The sequence below is a fragment of the uncultured Sphingomonas sp. genome (genome assembly GCF_913776855.1).
In the GTDB taxonomy this organism is placed as follows: Bacteria; Pseudomonadota; Alphaproteobacteria; order Sphingomonadales; family Sphingomonadaceae; genus Sphingomonas.
Map to the genome: position 1 here is coordinate 48025 of NZ_CAJYQD010000020.1, position 19489 is coordinate 67513.

The following is a 19489-nucleotide window of genomic DNA, read 5'->3' on the forward strand; positions in this document are numbered from 1 at the left end:
CTATCTGGTGTCGGCGCGCAGGTGGTTCAACGGATGCACCGCGCGGGCATTGGCCTGGAACGCGCGCAGCCGCGGCGCGACCAGTGACCAGCGCCACGGCCGCGCCACCGGCACGAACGCCACGTCCGCCGCCATCGCCGCGTCCGCCGTCGCCAGCCGCTGCGCGCGATCGGGCAGGTTGTCGGCATCGCGCGCCGCCGCGATCAGCGTCATCGCCTCCATCGAACACGTCCGGCAGGCGGTGGCCAGGTACCAGCGCGCGCTGTCATAGGGCGCCACCCGGTCGATCAGCCGCAGGTCGGCCGGCGCGGTCATCGCGACCCGCCCGCCCGCGATCCCGATCCGCGACAGCGCGGCGGCAATGCGCCCCCATAACAGGGTCGCGCCCGGTCCATCGGGCAGCGCGACACGCACCCGCACCGGCTGGCCATAGCCCGCCACCTGCGCCCGTGCCGTGGTCCAGCGCTGTTCCTCAGTCAGGTTGCGCCACGCCGGCAGCGCCGGGTCCGCCGCCGAATCGAGCCGTTCGGGCAGGATCGTGTCCGCTGGTCCCCAGCCCGAATCGATCGCACCGGGCAGGTTCGCGCCCTGCATCGCCATCGCCACCGCCGCCCGGCCGAGCGCGGTCGACAGGAACCCGTCGCGCGCGACGAACGCAAAGCCGAACAGCCCCCGCGCCGGATCGACCCGCACGTCCGCCGGGCGCGGATTGGCAGCGGCGACCAGCGGCCAGTCGGCAAATTTGCCGCCCAGCACCAGGTCACTGCGCTTTTCGGCGTAGCGCGCCACCGCCAGCGCGGCGCGTGCGCCCCGCAACCGAACCTCGTCGGCGGCGACCGGCGGCGGCCCTTCCGGATCGGCGGGCGCGCGCAGGCGGATACCGCTTCCCCGCAACCGGCGCAGCGGCCCGGTCCCCTGCGCGCCGCGAATCACCGCCAGTTCGGGCTGCGCCAGCAGGGTCAGCAATTCGGTATTGGGCCGTTTCAGCCGAACCTCGATGACCTGCGGCGTCATCGCGACGATCTCGTCGATCGATCGCAGGAAAGGGGTAAGCCGATGCGCCGCTTCGGGCCGCACCGCCCGGCGCAGCGCCACCACCACCTGTTCGGCGGTAACCGGTCGCCCGTCGCTCCACGTCGCATCGCCCAGCCGAAAGATATAGCTGCGGCCGTCATCGACCATGTTCCAGCGTTCGGCGAGGCCCGGTTCGACCTGTCCGGTGGCATCGAAGCGGACCAGCCCCTGCGCCAGCGCACTGCGTAGCACGACGCGTTCGACATTGCCCTTCGCGCCGTCCTCGACCGTATCGACCATGACCGGCCGCTTGTCGCCCCCGCCGTCACAGGCGCCGAGCGCGAACAACAGGGGGGCCAGGATCAGGATGCGCGCCATGCCCCGCCATGCCATGAAAGTCGGTGTGTCGGCCAGTGCGGCCGGAACGTCGTGCGATCGGGACTCGTCAAGCAGGGCGATACCCGACAGGATGGCGCTGCCCCGACACGCCTATGTTGCATCGCACAAACAATATAGTATGGCGGCATCGTGCCAGACATCGGTCGTTCCCGCTGAACGCCCGCCGGTCTGGCCTTGCCGGTTGCGCATAAAGGAACGATCATGCTGCCTTCGGGTTTGTCGACGACGCCAATCGTATCGGTCGTAATTCCCGCCTTCAATGCCAGCGGCTGTATCGACCGTGCGGTAGAATCGGTCCGCGCGCAGACCTTGCAGGAATTCGAGATCGTCATCGTCGACGACGTGTCGACCGACGACACGGTAGCGGTCGTCGAGCGCATGGCCGCGGCCGATCCCAGGGTCAGGCTCGTCCGGTCGGACGTGAATGGCGGGCCGTCCGCTGCACGCAACCGGGGTTTCCTCGAAGCGAAGGGTAAATGGATCGCGATCCTCGACGCCGACGACGCGTTCAAGCCCGAGCGGCTGGAAACGCTGATCGCGCGCGCCGAGGCGCAGCAGCTCGATGCCATCGCCGACAATATCGACATCCACGACTATCATGCGGACGTCACCATTCCCCGCGTCATCAATCGCCTGAAGACCTTCGACGGCGCATACTTCCACCTTACGCTGGAAGAATTCCTGAAGAATGATTTCGTCGAAAGCGGTTATCAGTTCGGGTTGATGAAGCCGATCTTCCGCGCCGCGTTCATGGCGGAAAACAACATCTCCTACCCGACGGCCTATCGCCACGGCGAGGATTCGTTCATCTATTCGGCGGTGCTGGCCAGCAAGGCGAAGATGGAAATCTCGAAGGCCGCCTATTATCTCTACACCCCGACCTTCGGCCCGGTGTCGCGCAAGATTTCGGAATTCTCGCGGACCAACACCGACTATATCAAGAAGGCGGCGTCGTGCGATGATTTCCTGAGCCGCTTCGCCACGTCGATCTCGCCCGAGGCACGGCGCCTGGTCGAGGCGCGCAAGGCCCGGATGCTCGCATTCCGCGAATTCCTCATCACACTGGAATCGCGCCGTTCCCTGGGTCCGGTGGGTACGGTCAAGCGGTTGCTGCAGCATCCGTCGTCGCTGCAATTCCTGCCGACGCTCATTCTTGGCAAGGTTCGCTCGATGCTGCCGTTCCGGTCGAACAAGACGACGGCAGCATAATGGCCGGCGCGCTTTCCGGTCGGACGGCCACCGGCGTCTTCTGGATGATGCTGGGGTCGGGCGGACAGACCGTCTTCCAGTTCGTCCTGTTCATCGTCCTCGCCCGGCAGCTGGGTCCATCGACCTTCGGCCTGATCGGGATCGCGGCGGTCTTCATCGACCTCAGCTCGATCGTCGGACGCGCCGGGTTGACCGAGGTGCTGGTCCAGCGTCCGACGATGGACGACGACGACGCCAGCACCGCCTTCTGGTCGAGCCTCGCGATCGGCCTGCTCTTCACGCTGGTGCTGTTCGCCGCCGCCGGTCCGCTGGCGCGCAGCTTCGACGAACCGCTGCTGCAGCCGGTGATGCAATGGCTCGCGCCGATCTCCGCGCTGTTCGCGATCGGGGCGGTGTACGAAGCGACGCTGCGCCGCAATTTCGGGTTCAAGGCGCTGGCCGCCCGCAACGTCACCGCCACCATGGCAAGCGGCATCGTGGCCCTCGTCCTCGCGCTCACCGGCTTCGGCGTGTGGAGCCTGGTGATCCAGCGCCTGATCTATGTCGTGTGGCTGCTAGTGGCGATGGTCTATTCGACGCGCTGGCTGCCGCGCCTGACATGGAAGCGCGACGCAGGCGTGGCCCAGTTGCGCGACGGCAGCGTGATCGCCTTGTCGTCGGTGCTGGGCAGCGGCAACCAGCGGATCATCGACCTGATCGTCGGCTATGCGCTGGGTGCGACGGCGCTCGGCTATCTGCGCATCGCGTGGCGTGCGCTCGACCTGTTGCAGGAACTGTCGATCCGCCAGATCACCAGCGTGACGCTGACCTCGCTCTCCCGCCTGCAGGAGAACCGGGAAGCGTTGATCGCCGGCTATCTGAAGCTGGTGAAGACGACCGCGCTCTTCGCCTATCCGATGTTCCTGGGCGCCGCCGTCGTCGCGCCGGAAATCATCACCTTCATGTTCGGCAAGCAGTGGCAGCTGAGCATCCTGCCGATGCAGGTGCTGACGCTGACCGCGATTTTCATTCCGCCGCTGTTCTTCAAATCGAACATCCTGATGGCCGCGGGACAGATGCGCCTGGTGCTGGCGGTCAACGTCTTCGAATTCGTCGCCAGCACGATCGTCGCCTATCTCTTTGCCCGCTACGGACTGGTGGCCGCCGCCGCCGGCAACGTCGCCCGGCTGGCGCTGGTGTCGCCGGTGATCTTCGTCATCCTGAAGCGCAGGATCGGCGTACCGGTCGGCGAAACGATTGCCGGCGTCCTGCCCCCGCTGCTCGCATCGGGGGTGATGGTAGGCGCGCTTACCCTGTTGAAGCCGCAACTGCCCGACCTGCCGTCGCTGGTGACGATCGCGATCATGGGAAGCGTCGGCCTGCTGATCTATCTTGGCGCACTGGTCGTGGTACAGCGCGATCAGGTCATGGAGATCTTTGCGGTTGTGCAGCGCCTGGTAGGGCGCAGGCGCGAACCGGCGGGCTGAAACCCGATCGAGGTCGGGCGAGGCGCCGGACCTGTTACTGCCAGCGCAGGTCCTGCCGCGGCCTTGTCCGGCGCGCATTTTGGGTTCAGTGCATATGCCGCCATGGAGGCTTCGAACGTGTCCGACAAACGCCGCATCCCGTGGCTAGATCATGCCAGAGGCCTCGGCATCGTCCTCGTCGTGCTGGCCCATGCGCTGGCTACCGCCGAGGACAATGGCCGCCTGTATAGCGTGATCTACAGTTTCCACATGCCGCTGTTCTTCGTCCTGTCCGGCTTGGCGCGCGGGATGAAGCCGGACGAGAACCTCGTATCGACGGCGAGGAAGCTCGCCCAGACGCTACTGGTCCCGTTCGCCTTCTTCGGCCTCGTGACGCTCTGCTATTACATCCTGCTGCAAAAGGCCGTGGCGCACGAATTTCTGACGTTGGGACAGATCGCGCTGGCGGCGGCGCGTATCTTCTACGGCGTGGGCGAATGGATGCCGATCAATTCGCCGCTGTGGTTCTTCCCTTGCATGTTCGTCACCATGCTATTGTCGCTGGCATTGGTACGATTGATCGGGTCGCGGCCGGCATTCGTCACGACCGCGATCGCGGCGGTTGCGATCATGGTCCTGCCCCCGCCGGTCCGATTGTTCTGGAGCGCGGACACCGCCGTCATCGCCGCCTGTTTCTTTCAGATCGGCATGTTCCTGCGCGCCGGTCGACTTGACCAGACCCTTGACCGGATCGGCACCCGCCCCGCGACCATCGCGCTGGGCATGATCTGCCTGGCGGCGACCGCCTATCTCTCCATGATGAACATCAGCGTCGACATGGCGGCCATCCGCTTCGGCAACCCGATCCTTTTTGCCGTGGCCGCATGTTCGGGGATCGCCGGCATTTTCCTCATCTCCGGAATCCTGCCGGCCATTCCCTTCAAGCGATTGTCCGACGACGCGCGGGTCATCTTTCCGCTGCACCTGATTTTCTTCAGCGTGATCACCGCCTTCGTGACGATCGCGCTGCACGTCGATCGCTATGCGTTCCAGAACAGTTCCTACGCGGCCGTTGTCTATACCACGCTGTCCATCGCCGGATCGATCGTCGCCGCAAGCGCACTGCGCAGGACAACGCCCCAAGCAATCGGGGAAGCACGAAAGCGACCCAAGGTGTTTGATCCCAGCGTTTAATGGTGCATCATCAGCGACAGCCTGGAAAGACGCACTATGGGCGGGTTCTATACAGGAACGCCCGCACCACAAAGGCGGTCCGTTAATAACAAGCTGCGTTCATTCGTGGCAATCGACTGGACCAGAAAATTCGCGTGTGTCTGACTGCACCTGCACCTGCACCTGCACCTGCAGCGCGGCAAGGTGGTTTGGCGCATAATTCCTGCGTAACCTCGTCGTATCAGTGCCCTACCGTATCCTCGTAACGCTGACCGACAAGGGCATCCAGTTCACCAATCAAGCCTGCGACGAGTACGACTTCCACCGTGTCTTCGACCAGGTCGTTAAAGAGAACCCTATCGAAGATCGGCTGACCAAGATGAAGAATTCTTGGACCAACGGGCGGGTGGAACGGGTGAACCGGAAGACCAGGGAGGCGACTGTCAAGCGTTACGATTACGACAGCCACGGCCAACTCGGGCGGCGCCTCGACAACTTCGTCGCCGCCTGTAATTCCGGCCGCAGCCTCGAAACACCCAGACGGCCGACACCTTCCGAAGCCGTCTACAAGGCGTGGCAGTACGAACCCGCACCACTTACATCGAAAGCGTACCATCAAATGCCGGGATCAAACACGTAACGAACAGCTTCATAACAGCGAAGACCAGTGCTTCCTGCGGCCGGTAGCGCGCTGCGTTACCGTGAGATGCAAGTCTCCGCTGGGATAACGTGTACGGCTAACGAGTCATCCCCGTACCAGGAAGGATTTTCAGGTCCCGCAAAACCCCCTACAGCCTGCCCATGGCCACCACCGCCCTTGCCGCCGCCCATTCGGGTATCGCCCCACCCCGCGAAGGCTTTGCCTTTTCGGACGTCGCGACGTTCGTCGCGTTCGCGTTCATGGTGGTGCTGGCGCGGCGGGCGATCCGGAATCGGCACCGTAGCAAGAGAGACTGACATGGACGCCTTCGACCGGCTCGAATCGGTGATCGCCAGCCGGATCGGCGGCGATCCGACCAAATCCTATGTCGCGAAGCTGCACGCCCGCGGCACGGCGAAGATCGCGCAGAAGGTCGGCGAGGAAGCGGTCGAGTGCGTAATCGCCGCGATGGCCGAAGACCGCGCCGGGCTGATCGGCGAGGCTGCCGACCTGATGTTCCACCTGACCCTGCTGCTCCATGCGCAGGGTATCGCGCTCGACGAGGTTCGCGCCGAACTTACCCGCCGCGAAGGCCAGTCCGGCATCGCCGAAAAAGCGTCCCGCCCCCAGGAGTAAGCCATGCCGATCGACGCCACGACGCCGTACGACGACGCCAACATCTTTGCCCGCATCCTGCGCGGGGAAATCCCGGCGAAGAAGGTCTATGAGGACGACTTCGCCCTCGCCTTTCACGACATCGCCCCGCAGGCACCGGTGCATGTGCTGGTGATCCCCACGGGACGTTACGTATCGTGGGACGATTTCGCCGCAAAGGCGCCCGACGCCGAGATCGCCGGCTTCGTGCGGGCCGTGGGCCATGTCGCCCGCACGCACGGGCTGGTCGAACCCGGTTATCGCCTGCTTGCCAATATCGGCGGCCATGGCGGACAGGAGGTCCCGCACCTGCACGTCCACCTGTTCGGTGGGCAGCCGCTGGGGCCGATGCTGGCGCGATAGGACAGCTTTATTGCACGAAAGGAATTGCGCGGACCGGATTTGCGGGTAGGTTTACGCCTTTGTAACTTCGCGGCCCCGCAAGAAGGTGCCGCGTCTGGGGGGCCTGCATGATTTTTGGCCGTATCAAGCCACTCGATGCGATCCTTGCGACCGCTGAAAAGAAATCGCTTACGCGCACCCTTGGTGCATTCCAGCTGACCATGCTGGGCGTCGGAGCCATCATCGGCACCGGCATCTTCGTTCTCACCGCCGAAGCCGCGCAAAAGGCGGGGCCGGGCATGATGATCTCGTTCATCATCGCCGGCGCGGTCTGTGCCGTCGCTGCCCTGTGCTACGCCGAAATGTCGTCGATGGTCCCGGTGTCGGGATCGGCCTATACCTACAGCTATGCCGTGATGGGCGAGATGCTGGCCTGGATGGTCGGCTGGGCGCTCGTGCTGGAATATGCCGTCGCGGCGGGCGCCGTTTCCGTCGGCTGGTCGGGCTATTTCGTCGGGTTGCTCCGGGAGTTCCTGGGCATCGACCTGCCAACCGCATTGACGCTCGGACCGATCGATGGCGGCATCATCAACGTACCCGCCTTCGTCATCGCGCTGCTCGTCACCTGGCTGCTGGTGATCGGGACCAAGGAATCGGCGTTCATCAACGCGATCCTGGTTGCGGTGAAGATCGGTGCGCTGATCCTGTTCTGCGCGCTGGCGCTGCCGGTGATGCAGTCGAAGAATTTCGAACCGTTCATGCCACTGGGCTTTGGCGGCGTTTCGGCGGCGGCGGCATCGATCTTCTTCGCCTATGTCGGGTTCGACGCGGTATCGACCGCGGCGGAGGAGACCAAGAACCCGCAGCGCAACATGCCGATCGGCCTGATCGGCAGCCTGGCGATCTGCACCATCTTCTACATCCTGGTCGCCGCCGGCGTCATCGGCACCGTCGGCGCCCAGCCACTGGTCGATGCGGCGGGCAAGGGCATCGCGCCCGGCAGCACCGAACTGGCCGCCGCCTGCGCCAATATCGGCAGCCAGGCCGTCGTCTGTTCGAAGGAAGCGCTGGCATGGACGCTGCGTGAAATCGGCTGGCAGCAGGTCGGCAACCTGATCGGCCTTGCCGCCGGACTGGCGCTGCCCAGCGTCGTGCTGATGATGATGTTCGGCCAGACCCGCATCTTCTTCGTCATGAGCCGCGACGGCCTGCTCCCGGCCAAGCTGTCGAAGGTCCATCCGAAATACGGCACGCCGCACGTCGTGACGATCATCACCGGCGTGTTCGTCGCATTCTTCGCCGCGCTGTTCCCGGTCGGCGCGCTGGCCGACATCTCGAATTCGGGGACGTTGTTCGCCTTCGCCATGGTCGCGATCGCGGTGCTGGTGCTGCGCAAGACCGATCCGGATCGTCGCCGTCCGTTCCGCACGCCGGCCGTCATGGTCGTCGCGCCGCTGGCGGTCGCGGGCTGCATCTATCTGTTCTTCAGCCTGTCCTTCTACACGCTCGCGCTGTTCTTCGGCTGGGCGTTCGTCGGGCTGCTGGTCTATTTCGGCTACAGCAAGTCGCGCAGCCATGTTGGGCGCGGCATCGTCGATACCCATGAGGACGATGCAGGCGTCCCGCCGCTGCCGGTACCGCCGCTGCCGGGCGGTCCGAAGGACTGATCGGCAACGACGCTTCGAAACGAGAAGGGCCGGGGAATCGCTTCCCCGGCCCTTTCCTTTTGTCCGCTGCGGATCGGTTGTTACGCGCCCAGCTTGTCGACCATCAGCTTGGTCAGGTCGACCTCGGGCCGCGCGCCATAGTGCGAGATGATTTCGGCCGCGCACAGCGCACCCAGCTTCAGCGAGCGTTCGATGTCATAGCCGTGCGACTGGCCGTGCAGGAAGCCCGCGGCGAACAAGTCACCCGCGCCGGTCGTATCGACGACGCGCTCGATCGGCTGGGCGGGCACGCTGGTCCGCACCCCCTCGGTCACCGCGATCGCGCCGTGTTCGCCGCGCGTGACGACCAGCACCGGCACCTGCCCGGCGATCCGATCGACCGCCGCATCGAAATCCTCGACCTGGGCCAACGCCAGCAACTCGTTCTCGTTGGCGAACAGGATGTCGACCTGGCCTTCCGCGATCAGGGCACGGAAATCATCGCCATGGCGCGAGATGCAGAAGGTGTCCGACAGGGTGAAGGCGACCTTGCGGCCCGCCTCCCGCGCGATGCGGATGCCGGCGCGCATCGCGGCACGCGGCTCCTCCGGGTCCCACAGATAGCCTTCGAGATACAGGATCGCGCCGCTGGCGATCAGCTCGGCGTCGAGCGCCGCTTCGGGCAGGAACTGCGACGCGCCGAGGAAGGTGTTCATCGTGCGCTGGCCATCGGGCGTCACGAAGATCAGGCAGCGCGCGGTGGTCGGCTCGCCCGGACGCACGGCGGTATCGAACCGGACACCGGCGGCGCGGATGTCATGGGCGAATACCGCGCCGAGCTGATCATCGGCGACCTGCCCGATAAAGCCGGTCCTGCCGCCCAGCGCCGCAATGCCCGCGACGGTGTTGGCCGCCGATCCGCCCGACACTTCGCGGCCCGGACCCATCTTGGCATAGAGCGCGTCGGCATCAGCGGGCGAGAAGACGAGCTGCATCGACCCCTTGGTCATGCCTTCCGCTGCAAGGAAGGCATCGTCCGACTGGGCGAGAATATCGACGATGGCGTTGCCGATCGCAACGACGTCGAGCGTGGGCTGGGTCAATCAAGGTCTCCGAAAGATGGCGCCCGGCGACGGCGCGCGGACATTGCCCTTCGCGTTAGCCAGCGGCGCGCGCCCTAGCAAGCGGGACCCCGACCGGGCGTTGACGCGCCCGCCCGCGCCCCGCATCGTCCCGTCCATGATCGAAAGCTTTTTCCTGTCCGTCGCGCAGATCGGCGACCGTGCGTTCCTGCGGGTGCTGGCCAAGTCGCTGGCGCTGACCCTCATGCTGCTGGCACTGGTCGGCGTGGGGCTGGCCTGGGGGGCGCGCTGGGTGACGACCGACTGGTTCGTACTGGGCGACGATGCCGGCACGCTGGCAGTCATCGCCGCCGTCATCGTCGCGATCGGGCTTGCCTGGCTGCTGTTCCGCATCGTCGCCATCGCGGTCATCGGCCTGTTCGCCGACGAAGTGGTCGAGGCGGTCGAGGCGAAACATTATCCCGCCGCGCTGGCGACCGCCCGCCCGGTACCGATCGGCCGATCGCTTGCAATGGGCGGAAAATCGATCCTGCGGACGGTGGCCGTGAACCTGTTCTTCGTGCCGCTCTACCTCCTGTTGCTCGCGACCGGGATCGGGACGGCGGCGGTGTTCTTCGTCGTCAATGGCTGGCTGTTGGGGCGCGACCTGTCGGATATGGTCGCCGCGCGCCACCTGCCCCCCGCCGCGATGCCCGCCGAGCGACGGGCAAGCGGCGGACGACGGTTTCTTCTCGGGCTGGTGGGAACCGGATTGCTGTTAATACCGTTTGTGAATTTCGTTGCGCCGCTGATCGGCGCGGCGATGGCGACGCATGGCTTTCATCGACGCCGCGGCAAGGGGGTCGGGAATGCGTAGCGTTGGGATCAGCGTAGGCTTGGCGCTGGCCGTCTCCGCCTGCGCCTCGCCCGGTCCCGTCGTGCGCCAGAACGCCCTGCCCGCGCCGCCCAGGCCCAGCTATGGCACCGTCGGCCTCGAACGGGTGATGGGGCAGAACGCCAATGCGCTGACCCAGCTGTTCGGCCAACCGCTGCTCGACCTGACCGAAGGGGCCGGGCGCAAGCTGCAGTTCGGATCGAATATCTGCGTTCTCGACGCCTATCTCTACGCCCCGCAGCAAGGCGGCGTGCCTGTGGTCAGCCATGTCGATGCACGCCAGCGCAGCGGCGCACCGATCGACCGCGCCAGCTGCGTCGCGGCGTTGACCCGGCGCGACGGCGGACGGTGAATTCCAATAATGCTGCAATTGCGAAATAGCGTTTTGACCGATAGGACCGGTACAGTAACAATAAATCGCTACGGCGCGGCAATAGCCGACGGCTCTGCTTTCCAATTCTTTGCACAGGAACCTGCGTGACCATGCCGACGATCGTACCCGTGATCCTTTCCGGTGGCTCGGGCACCCGCCTGTGGCCGATGTCGACCCCGGAAACCCCCAAGCAGATGCTGGCGCTGACCGCAGAGGCGACGATGCTGCAGCTGACCGCACAGCGGGCGGTCGGGGACGATTTCGACGCGCCGATCATCGTCGCCAATGCCCGCCATGCCGACATGATCGACGAGCAGCTGGGCGCGGTAGATGCCACACCCAGCGCGGTGATCCTCGAACCGGCCGGCCGCAACACCGCGCCCGCCATCGCGCTTGCCGCCCTTGCCGCCGGGACGCCCGATGCGGTGCTGCTGGTGATGCCGTCCGACCATGTGATCGCCGACGTGCCCGCATTCCACATGGCGGTGCAGCGGGCGCTGCCCAAGGTGCAGGACGGCTGGCTTGCGACCTTCGGCATTTCGCCCGACGCGCCGGAGACCGGCTATGGCTGGATTCAGGCCGGCGAAGAGATTGCCGAGGGCGTCCACCGCGTCGCGCGCTTCGTCGAAAAGCCGCCGCTCGACGCGGCGCAGGCGATGCTGGCGGCGGGTGACCATGTTTGGAACGGCGGCATCTTCCTGTTCCGCGCCGACCGTTATCTGGCCGAGCTTGGCCAGCACGAGCCGGCGATGCTGGCGGCGTGTGAACGCGCGATGGAGCGGGCTGAGCGCACCGGCAACCGCATCGCCCCCGATGCCGCCGCCTTTGCCGAGGCGCCGTCGCAGTCGATCGACTATGCCGTGATGGAAAAGGCGGACCGCGTAGTCGTCGTACCGGTCGCGATGGGCTGGAACGATCTGGGCAGCTGGGACGCGCTACACAGCATCAGCGAACGCGACGCGACCGGCAACGCGCATCGTGGCGAAGTGCTGGCGATCGACACCCGCGATTGCCTGGTGCGGACCGACGGTATCCGCATCCGCATGGTCGGTGTGTCCGACCTGATCGTCGTCGCCAGCGGCAACGACCTGCTGATCCTGCCGCGCGGCCAGAGCCAGAACGTCAAGAAGCTGGTCGAAGCGCTGAAATAATCCCGGCCGGGCGGCCCGGACGCCGCCCCGCCCCCGTTCCCGGAGTATCACATGAAGCAACTGGTAGCCTTCGACCTCGACGGCACGCTGGCCGAAAGCAAGCAGCAGCTGACCGAGCCGATGGGCGAAGCGCTGGCCGACCTGCTCGGTGTCGCGCATGTCGCGATCATCTCGGGCGGCGACTGGCCGCAGTTCGAAAAGCAGGTGGCGACGCGCCTGCCCGAACGCGCCGACCTGTCGCGGCTGTGGATGATGCCGACCAGCGGCACCAAGCTCTACACCTATGGTGATGGCCGCTGGAACACGGTCTATGCCGACCTGTTCGATGACGCGACCAAGACCAAGATCCTCGAGGCGTTCGACGCCGCGCTGGAAGCGACCGGTTTCGTCCCCGAACAGACCTGGGGCGAACGGATCGAGGATCGCGGCAGCCAGATCACCTTCTCGGCACTGGGACAGCAGGCGCCGATCGACGCCAAGGAACATTGGGACCCCAAGTTCGAGAAGCGCAAGATCATCCAGGCCGACCTGAAGCAGCGCCTGCCGGGCCTATCGATCAACATGGGTGGTGCCACGTCGATCGACATCACCAAGGAGGGCGTCGACAAGGCGACCGGCCTCGCCAAGCTGGCCGATATCAGCGGCATCGCGACCGACGACATGCTGTTCATCGGCGACGCGATCTTCCCCGGCGGCAACGACTATGCACCCAAGGCCGCTGGAATGGACACGGTCAAGATCCGCGACCCGCAGGAAACGCTGGCCGTGATCGAGGCGATCGTCGCCTGCCAGAAGTGATCCGGCCCCCTGCCCCGCAAGTGTGCGGGGCGGGTTGGCGGGCCAAAGTTCACTAAGTTCACACTCGCGGTGTGTTTGTGCAGGTGTTGTGATCCCGGCGGCGCGAGTCCGCATGGTTCAACGATTTAAAAGAGCCGGTCGAACGATGACATGGGCGGTGCGATGTAGGAAAGTTCTGCACATCGCGACCTTCCTGCCTCGAAATCCGCGCAGCATACCCTCGTCTCTCAGCGAGCGGCCCCTGCTACCTGCGGTCCGTCCGATGAAAAATGACGTCGTGCTGCTTCAACCGCTGCATTGAGTGCCTGCGCTTCCTCACGCGCCAATGCCTGCATACGCTCCGACAGATTCATGTGAAGATCGGGGTGACATTCTTTCAAACATGACCGATACGCCCGTTCGGCATCCGCCAGCGTTGCTGTATCGCTCAACTTCAATTTCGTACGCCACCAATTACCAGAATTGGACTGGAATGGCGGATCAGGCTCGTTATCCTGGTCGGGCGTGTCGCCCACCCTAGAACTATTCTGCTCGCCGCTCCACACGTTCCCTAATTCGCGCAGGCGTTCGGCGGCTTGTGCCAGGATATCCGCCTGATCTTGTCGAGCAATGTCCATCTGGCGTTCGGTACGGTATCGTTTCAGACGCCCATACCAAGCGCGACTTCCAATTGCAGCGCCAGCTATTATCGCTGCCCACCAACTATACTGCCAACCGGCCAGACCGACCGCACCGATCGCCGCCAGTTCGAGGACGGCATTGGGAACGGCGGCAATCCGATCGCGAATGCGGGGAACGACCTTGGCCGGGATATTGGATGCGACGTAGATTTTCCGCGCCTTATCGGACGTGTAGGCAATCCAGGCGCCGACCTCTTCTCCCAGTCCGCCGACTTGTTGAATGACGTAGAGCGGATCACCTGCGGTAAGCCGTAAGTCGCGCGGGACAAACTGGTTGCGGAACGCGGAACCTGTGTCGGCCCAGACGCCATATATATCCACATAGCGGTAATCGTCGGTCCGGCAGATTTCATCGACAATCGCCACACGCTCCACATAGCGATTCAGTCTGGACTGCAATTCACCCATCGATCCCGTTTCCCCTCTGATACCGCGCGATAACAAGGAGTTCCAAACGGCGACATACCAGTCATAGCTAATGACTATTCATCTTGCTCCAACGAAAAGGGCCGCGCCTCCCTCTCGGAAGACGCGGCCCTCATCAGCCGTCAGGCGTCAGCGCTTACGCGGCCAGCTTGCGCAGCACGTATTGCAGGATGCCGCCGTTCAGGAAATATTCCAGTTCGTTGACGGTATCGATCCGGCACTTGGTCTGGAACGTCTCGGTCGTGCCGTCGGCGCGGGTCATGACGACTTCGACGTCCTGACGCGGACGCAGGTTCGCGACGCCGGTGATCGTGAAGGTCTCGTCGCCGGTCAGGCCGAGGGTTTGACGGGTCACGCCTTCGGCGAACTGGAGCGGCAGCACGCCCATGCCGACGAGGTTCGAACGGTGGATACGCTCGAAGCTTTCGGTGATGACCGCGCGGACGCCCAAGAGGTTGGTGCCCTTCGCCGCCCAGTCGCGCGACGAGCCGGTGCCATATTCCTTGCCGGCGATGACGACCAGCGGGGTGCCGTCGGCCTTGTGGCGCATCGCCGCGTCATAGATCGGCATGACTTCGCCGTCATAGCGGCTCATGCCGCCTTCGACGCCGGGGACCATTTCGTTCTTGATGCGGATGTTGGCGAAGGTGCCGCGGACCATGACATTGTCGTTGCCGCGGCGCGCGCCGTAGCTGTTGAAGTCGGCGCGCGAAACCTGCCGCTCCATCAGCCACTTGCCCGCCGGGCTGTCGGCCTTGATCGAACCGGCCGGCGAGATGTGGTCGGTGGTGATCGAGTCGCCGAGGATCGCCAGCGGCTTCGCCTCGATGATGTCGGCGATCGGGTTCGGCGTCATCGTCAGCCCGTCGAAATAGGGCGGGTTGGCGATATAGGTGCTCGACGTCGGCCAGTTATAGGTGTCCGACCCCTCGACCGAGATGCCGGCCCAGTGCTTGTCGCCGGCATAGACGTTGCCATAGCGCGAGCGGAACATGCCGTCGTCGATATTGGCGGCCATCAGGTCGGCGACCTCTTCATTGGTCGGCCAGATGTCCTTGAGGTACACGTCCTGCCCGTCCGAGCCCTGCCCGATCGGGGTCGACACCATGTCCTCGGTGACGGTGCCCTTCAGCGCGTACGCCACGACGAGCGGCGGCGAGGCGAGGAAGTTGGCGCGGACGTCGGCCGACACGCGGCCTTCGAAGTTGCGGTTGCCCGACAGGACCGAGGCGGCGACGATGTCGTTGCCGTTGATCGCGGCCGAGATCGGCGCGGCCAGCGGACCCGAATTGCCGATGCAGGTGGTGCAGCCATAGCCGACGAGGTTGAAGCCGACCGCGTTCAGATCGGCGGTCAGGCCCGCCTTGTCGAGATAGTCGGTGACGACCTGCGAACCGGGTGCCAGCGAGGTCTTGACCCACGGCTTGGGCTTGAGGCCGAGCTTGTTCGCCTTGCGCGCGACGAGGCCGGCGGCGACCAGCACCGACGGGTTCGACGTGTTGGTGCAGCTGGTGATCGCGGCGATCACGACGTCGCCGTCGCCGATATCGTGGGTTTCGCCATCGACCGGGGCGCGCTTAGCCCCGTCCTTCTTGTAGACCTTTTCCAGATCGGCGTTGAACACGTCATCGACGCTGGGCAGTTCGACGCGGTCCTGCGGACGCTTCGGCCCGGCGAGCGACGGCACGACGGTCGACATGTCGAGTTCGAGCGTGTCGGTGAAGATCGGGTCGACGGCGTTTTCGTCGCGCCAGAAGCCGTTGGCCTTCGCATAGGCTTCGGTCAGTGCGATCACTTCCTCGGGCCGCGCGGTCAGGCGCATATAGTCGATCGTCTTGTCGTCTACGGGGAAGAAGCCGCAGGTCGCGCCATATTCCGGCGCCATGTTGGCGATGGTCGCACGGTCGGCGAGCGTCATCGACGACAGCCCCGGACCGTAGAATTCGACGAAGCGGCCGACCACGCCCTTGGCCCGCAGCATCTGCGTGACGGTCAGCACGAGGTCGGTGGCGGTGATGCCTTCCTGCAGCTTGCCGGTCAGCTTGAAGCCGACGACTTCCGGAATCAGCATCGACACCGGCTGGCCGAGCATCGCCGCTTCCGCCTCGATACCGCCCACGCCCCAGCCGAGTACGCCCAGACCATTGACCATCGTCGTGTGGCTGTCGGTGCCGACCAGCGTGTCGGGATAGGCGATGGTGCCCGAACCATCGGTCGATTCCGACGACCACACCGCCTGCGCGACATATTCCAGGTTCACCTGGTGGCAGATGCCGGTGCCCGGCGGCACGACCGAGAAATTGTCGAGCGCCTTCGAACCCCATTTCAGGAATTCATAGCGTTCGATGTTGCGCTGATATTCCAGCTCGACATTCTGTTCGGCGGCCTTGGGCGTGCCGAACTCGTCGACCATGACCGAGTGGTCGATGACGAGGTGGACGGGCACCTGCGGATTGATCTTGGCCGCGTCGCCGCCCAGGCCGGTGATCGCGTCGCGCATCGCCGCCAGATCGACCACGCAGGGAACGCCGGTGAAGTCCTGCATCAGCACGCGCGCCGGGCGATACTGGATTTCGCGATCGCTGCGGGCGTCCTTCTGCCAGTCGACGATCGCCTGCGCATCCTCGCCCGTCACGGTCGTGCCGTCCTCGAAGCGGAGCATGTTCTCCAGCAGGACCTTCATCGAGAAGGGCAGCCGCGACACATCGCCGAGCTTCGCCGACGCCTTGGCCAGCGAATAGTAAGAATAGGTCTTGCCGCCGACAGTAAGCGTGTCGCGGGTGCCGAGCGTGTCCTGGCCAATGGCGGTCATGCGGGGTCCTTCCCAGTTGGTCATGGCAGCCCGGCCCGGTCGGAGCGGCTAGTCCGCTCGCAAGGCCCGCCGCACATGCGAATACGAGCGATAACCGCTGCGCCGTAGCAAGTGTCGGCACCGGGGGGAAGGGTGTCGTGCCCGCATAATTTACGCGAAAGGTCAATCACTTTTGATCGGCATTCGCATTAGCAAGAATCGGCGTTACGGAATCCCGGTACCGAGATTGGGTCGGCGATAGAAGCGGGCAAGCAACGGCTTCTCGATCGCGAAGTGGACGACGAACGACCCGATCACCGCCGCGACCACCGTCCCTGCCCAGAACGCCCAGGGCGCATGGTCGAACAGGCCGATCTTCGCCGCCACCGCATCGGTCACGCGAATCGTCACCGGGTGCGACAGGTACAGCGCGTAGGACGCATCGCCCCCCAGCACGAGCAGCGTCATCCAGTGGCCATGCTCACCGCGCGGCTCCAGCCCGAACACCGCGCCGCCCAGGATCAGCGCGGCGGGAATGCCGCCGGTCCACAACCGCCAGATGTGGTCGTACAGGTCGAGTTGATAGCTGACGACCGCCAGCATCAGCCCGGCGAAGACCATCGTCCAGCCAACCGGACGCGATACTCGCCACCCGCGCAGGAACGCGGCGGCCAGGCCGATGCCGAACAGGAATTCGCCGATGATCGGATAGCCCCAGAAATGCAGCATCGACCAAGACGGCGGCACCACCTGTCCCATCACGATCAGCCCGACGATCAGCGCGACGACGACGCCCAAGCCGGTCCGCCGGGAAAAGCCCAGTGCCAGCGCGAACAGCGCATAGAACAGCATCTCGTAATTTATCGTCCAGCCGAGCGTGAACACCGGGAAGCAATATTCCCCGCATACCGGCCCCGGCAGGAACAGGTAGGAGAACAGGACATTGGTCCACGGCAGGTCGATCGCCCCGGTCGCGAGGCCGACCGCCAGTACCAGCGTGGTGAACAGCCAGTACATCGGCACCACCCGCACGATCCGGCGGCGCAGGAAGGTGGCCGTCGCACCCGGCTTCGCGAACCGGTCGTGCATCAGGTAATACATGACGAAGCCCGAGATGACGAAGAACACGTCGACCCCCAGTCCCCAGTCGAGCGGTACGAAGGCATAGCGCCCCGCCCCCGCGCTCAGTCGTTCGAGCAGCGCGTGCTGCGTATGCCCGATCAGTACGAGGAACGCGGCGAAGAACCGCAATATCTGAAGCGAATCGAGCCGCGAGGCCGCCTTTGCTGCTGTCGTCACGACCCGCTGTTCCTTCTGCATCCCGCCATCGCCCCTATCCGCCGGACGCTTTACGCATCGTGCATAATCGCCTAGCGCAATTTTGCAGTGCAGCAATATCGTTCGGTCGCCTGGTTCGGCAGATTTCCGGCTTGCTGATCCGGCTGAATGGAGTGATCGATAGGCCATGGCGGGGGTAGCGGGCAAATTGATGCGCGGCGGGTTGCCCAACATGGCGATCCGCGGGTCGCAGCTGTTCTTCCGCTTCGCCCTGTCCTTCTACATCGTCAGCCAGCTGGGGCTGGAGGCAGCCGGCATCTATGGCCTGGCGATCGGGGCGATCGGCATCGTGCCGGCGACGGTCGGCTGGGGCCTGAACTATTTCGTATCGCGCGAGGTCGTCGGCCACACCCCGGCGACGGCGGCGGGGATGATCCGCGACCGGCTGACCATCTCGATCGCGTCGCTGCTGGCCGGCACGATCGTCGCCGTGCCGGTGCTGGCGTGGATGACCGGGGGGTTGAGCGAAACGGCGATCCTGATCCTGATCCTGTTGTGGCTGGAGACGCTGGCGCTCGACATCTACATGCCGATGATCGGGCTGGAGATGGCGCTGTTTGCCAATGTCATGGTCTTCATTCGGTCGGCGCTGTGGATTCCGATCGTCGTCGCCATCGGCTTTCTCTATCCACCGCTGCAGACGCTGAACGCGATCTTCATCGGCTGGATCGCCAGCCATTTCGTGGCGCTCGCCATGCTGGGCGTGCATCTGCGCCGCTGGCCGATCGGCGAGGGGTTGCGGGAGCGGATGCAGCTCGGCCGGCTGGGCCAGCGTGTGCGGACCGCATGGTATATCTATTTCAGCGATCTGGGGATCGTCGGCCTTGGCTATGCCGACCGCTTCATCCTGAACGCGCTGCTGGGGCTGGTCGCGACCGGGATCTACAGCTTCTATTTCTCGATCACCAATGCGCTCCAGACGCTCATCACCACCGCCGTCGTGCAACTGGCGCTGCCGCGCATGGTGCGGGCGGCGCGAGGCGGCGACGGCGCCGAATGGCGCGCCGAGCTGCGGCGGCAGATGGGGAAGACGCTGGCCTATTCCGGGGTGCTGGCCGTGGCGATCTTCGCTGCGACCGAGGTGATCTTTCGCGTCAGCCCGGAGGGGCGCTTCCCGGTCGATCGCACGCTGCTGGTGGTGATGCTGCTGGCCGCGATCGTCCGGTCGGCATCCGACCTGCTGAACGTGGCGATCACCAGCATGGGGCGCGACCATGCCTATGCCGCGACCAATGTCGTCGGCGTCCTGCTCGCGCTGGCGTTCGGGGCCGGGTTCATGTGGGCGTTCGGGCTGATCGGGGCCGGGCTGTCGGCGGTCGCGACTGCCGGCGCGCTGCTGGTGATCCGCCTCGTCTATCTGCGCCATGTCGGGGGCGGCGCGGTGGTTACCGCCGCCGCCGCGCCGGGTTCGCCATGACGCCCCCGGCCCCATGCCCCCCAACCCCCAAACAAGC

General features: G+C 65.1%; 18 protein-coding genes. 13 read left to right on the top strand and 5 right to left on the bottom strand.

Annotated features, from left to right (window positions below; genetic code table 11):
- Nucleotides 1-1407 (bottom strand): ABC transporter substrate-binding protein, encoded by a 1407-nt coding sequence (locus QZ755_RS04940; protein WP_294320330.1) that lies wholly within the window; start codon nt 1405-1407, stop codon nt 1-3.
- Between the two features lie 207 nt (nt 1408-1614).
- Between QZ755_RS04940 and QZ755_RS04945 the strand changes: the two genes are divergently transcribed.
- From QZ755_RS04945 to QZ755_RS04980, 8 genes are all read left to right on the top strand, one after another.
- A complete protein-coding gene (locus tag QZ755_RS04945; RefSeq protein ID WP_294320331.1) occupies nt 1615-2622 on the top strand; it encodes a glycosyltransferase family 2 protein in 1008 nt (335 codons plus the stop codon).
- Complete coding sequence (locus tag QZ755_RS04950) at nt 2622-4088, top strand: lipopolysaccharide biosynthesis protein (RefSeq protein ID WP_294320333.1); 1467 nt, start codon at nt 2622-2624, stop codon at nt 4086-4088. Before QZ755_RS04945 ends, QZ755_RS04950 begins: the two co-directional genes overlap by 1 nt.
- Nucleotides 4089-4205: 117 nt before the next feature.
- A complete protein-coding gene (locus QZ755_RS04955) occupies nt 4206-5261 on the top strand; it encodes an acyltransferase family protein (RefSeq protein WP_294320335.1) in 1056 nt (351 codons plus the stop codon).
- A gap of 223 nt (nt 5262-5484) precedes the next feature.
- On the top strand, nt 5485-5880 hold the full coding sequence (locus QZ755_RS04960) for a hypothetical protein (protein ID WP_294320337.1): 396 nt from the start codon (nt 5485-5487) through the stop codon (nt 5878-5880).
- A 161-nt stretch (nt 5881-6041) separates the two neighbouring features.
- Entirely contained in the window at nt 6042-6197 is a 156-nt protein-coding gene (locus QZ755_RS04965) for a hypothetical protein (protein ID WP_294320339.1), read from the top strand.
- A gap of 1 nt (nt 6198) precedes the next feature.
- Nucleotides 6199-6516, top strand: coding sequence for a phosphoribosyl-ATP diphosphatase (locus QZ755_RS04970; RefSeq protein WP_294320343.1), 318 nt, complete (start codon nt 6199-6201; stop codon nt 6514-6516).
- Between the two features lie 3 nt (nt 6517-6519).
- Nucleotides 6520-6897, top strand: a complete 378-nt coding sequence (locus QZ755_RS04975; RefSeq protein ID WP_294320345.1) for a histidine triad nucleotide-binding protein — start codon at nt 6520-6522, stop codon at nt 6895-6897.
- A gap of 107 nt (nt 6898-7004) precedes the next feature.
- A complete protein-coding gene (locus QZ755_RS04980) occupies nt 7005-8543 on the top strand; it encodes an amino acid permease (protein ID WP_294320347.1) in 1539 nt (512 codons plus the stop codon).
- An 80-nt stretch (nt 8544-8623) separates the two neighbouring features.
- Here QZ755_RS04980 and QZ755_RS04985 read toward each other — a convergent pair whose 3' ends face one another.
- Nucleotides 8624-9625, bottom strand: coding sequence for an adenosine kinase (locus tag QZ755_RS04985; protein ID WP_294320348.1), 1002 nt, complete (start codon nt 9623-9625; stop codon nt 8624-8626).
- 136 nt (nt 9626-9761) lie between these two features.
- Between QZ755_RS04985 and QZ755_RS04990 the strand changes: the two genes are divergently transcribed.
- The 4 genes from QZ755_RS04990 (at nt 9762) to QZ755_RS05005 (ending at nt 12800) form a co-directional block, all read left to right on the top strand.
- A complete protein-coding gene (locus QZ755_RS04990) occupies nt 9762-10460 on the top strand; it encodes an EI24 domain-containing protein (RefSeq protein ID WP_294320350.1) in 699 nt (232 codons plus the stop codon).
- Nucleotides 10453-10830 (top strand): hypothetical protein, encoded by a 378-nt coding sequence (locus QZ755_RS04995; RefSeq protein WP_294320352.1) that lies wholly within the window; start codon nt 10453-10455, stop codon nt 10828-10830. Before QZ755_RS04990 ends, QZ755_RS04995 begins: the two co-directional genes overlap by 8 nt.
- 131 nt (nt 10831-10961) lie before the next feature.
- Nucleotides 10962-12002 carry a mannose-1-phosphate guanylyltransferase/mannose-6-phosphate isomerase gene (locus tag QZ755_RS05000; RefSeq protein ID WP_294320440.1) on the top strand — a complete coding sequence of 347 codons (1041 nt, stop codon included), beginning with the start codon at nt 10962-10964 and terminating at the stop codon, nt 12000-12002.
- Nucleotides 12003-12053: 51 nt separating this feature from the next.
- The gene (locus tag QZ755_RS05005) at nt 12054-12800 is read left to right on the top strand and encodes an HAD-IIB family hydrolase (protein ID WP_294320354.1); all 747 of its coding nucleotides are present in this window, start codon (nt 12054-12056) and stop codon (nt 12798-12800) included.
- 227 nt (nt 12801-13027) lie between these two features.
- Here QZ755_RS05005 and QZ755_RS05010 read toward each other — a convergent pair whose 3' ends face one another.
- From QZ755_RS05010 to QZ755_RS05020, 3 genes are all read right to left on the bottom strand, one after another.
- The gene (locus QZ755_RS05010; RefSeq protein ID WP_294320356.1) at nt 13028-13888 is read right to left on the bottom strand and encodes a J domain-containing protein; all 861 of its coding nucleotides are present in this window, start codon (nt 13886-13888) and stop codon (nt 13028-13030) included.
- 154 nt (nt 13889-14042) lie between these two features.
- On the bottom strand, nt 14043-16718 hold the full coding sequence (acnA, locus tag QZ755_RS05015) for an aconitate hydratase AcnA (protein ID WP_294320358.1): 2676 nt from the start codon (nt 16716-16718) through the stop codon (nt 14043-14045).
- A 204-nt stretch (nt 16719-16922) separates the two neighbouring features.
- The gene (locus QZ755_RS05020; protein WP_294320359.1) at nt 16923-17996 is read right to left on the bottom strand and encodes an acyltransferase; all 1074 of its coding nucleotides are present in this window, start codon (nt 17994-17996) and stop codon (nt 16923-16925) included.
- A 166-nt stretch (nt 17997-18162) separates the two neighbouring features.
- Between QZ755_RS05020 and QZ755_RS05025 the strand changes: the two genes are divergently transcribed.
- Nucleotides 18163-19452 (top strand): hypothetical protein, encoded by a 1290-nt coding sequence (locus QZ755_RS05025; RefSeq protein WP_294320361.1) that lies wholly within the window; start codon nt 18163-18165, stop codon nt 19450-19452.
- The last annotated feature ends 37 nt before the right edge of the window (nt 19453-19489 follow it).

What these genes read in the sequence shown, in the direction of transcription:
- QZ755_RS04990 (WP_294320350.1), top strand. Translation starts at nt 9,762, where the DNA reads ATGATCGAAAGCTTTTTCCTGTCCGTCGCGCAGATCGGCGACCGTGCG.
- QZ755_RS05025 (WP_294320361.1), top strand. Translation starts at nt 18,163, where the DNA reads ATGGCGGGGGTAGCGGGCAAATTGATGCGCGGCGGGTTGCCCAACATG.
- QZ755_RS05005 (WP_294320354.1), top strand. Translation starts at nt 12,054, where the DNA reads ATGAAGCAACTGGTAGCCTTCGACCTCGACGGCACGCTGGCCGAAAGC.
- QZ755_RS04965 (WP_294320339.1), top strand. Translation starts at nt 6,042, where the DNA reads ATGGCCACCACCGCCCTTGCCGCCGCCCATTCGGGTATCGCCCCACCC.
- QZ755_RS05010 (WP_294320356.1), bottom strand. Translation starts at nt 13,888, where the DNA reads ATGGGTGAATTGCAGTCCAGACTGAATCGCTATGTGGAGCGTGTGGCG.
- QZ755_RS05000 (WP_294320440.1), top strand. Translation starts at nt 10,962, where the DNA reads ATGCCGACGATCGTACCCGTGATCCTTTCCGGTGGCTCGGGCACCCGC.
- QZ755_RS04945 (WP_294320331.1), top strand. Translation starts at nt 1,615, where the DNA reads ATGCTGCCTTCGGGTTTGTCGACGACGCCAATCGTATCGGTCGTAATT.
- QZ755_RS04970 (WP_294320343.1), top strand. Translation starts at nt 6,199, where the DNA reads ATGGACGCCTTCGACCGGCTCGAATCGGTGATCGCCAGCCGGATCGGC.
- acnA (WP_294320358.1), bottom strand. Translation starts at nt 16,718, where the DNA reads ATGACCGCCATTGGCCAGGACACGCTCGGCACCCGCGACACGCTTACT.
- QZ755_RS04995 (WP_294320352.1), top strand. Translation starts at nt 10,453, where the DNA reads ATGCGTAGCGTTGGGATCAGCGTAGGCTTGGCGCTGGCCGTCTCCGCC.
- QZ755_RS04940 (WP_294320330.1), bottom strand. Translation starts at nt 1,407, where the DNA reads ATGGCATGGCGGGGCATGGCGCGCATCCTGATCCTGGCCCCCCTGTTG.
- QZ755_RS04950 (WP_294320333.1), top strand. Translation starts at nt 2,622, where the DNA reads ATGGCCGGCGCGCTTTCCGGTCGGACGGCCACCGGCGTCTTCTGGATG.
- QZ755_RS04975 (WP_294320345.1), top strand. Translation starts at nt 6,520, where the DNA reads ATGCCGATCGACGCCACGACGCCGTACGACGACGCCAACATCTTTGCC.
- QZ755_RS04980 (WP_294320347.1), top strand. Translation starts at nt 7,005, where the DNA reads ATGATTTTTGGCCGTATCAAGCCACTCGATGCGATCCTTGCGACCGCT.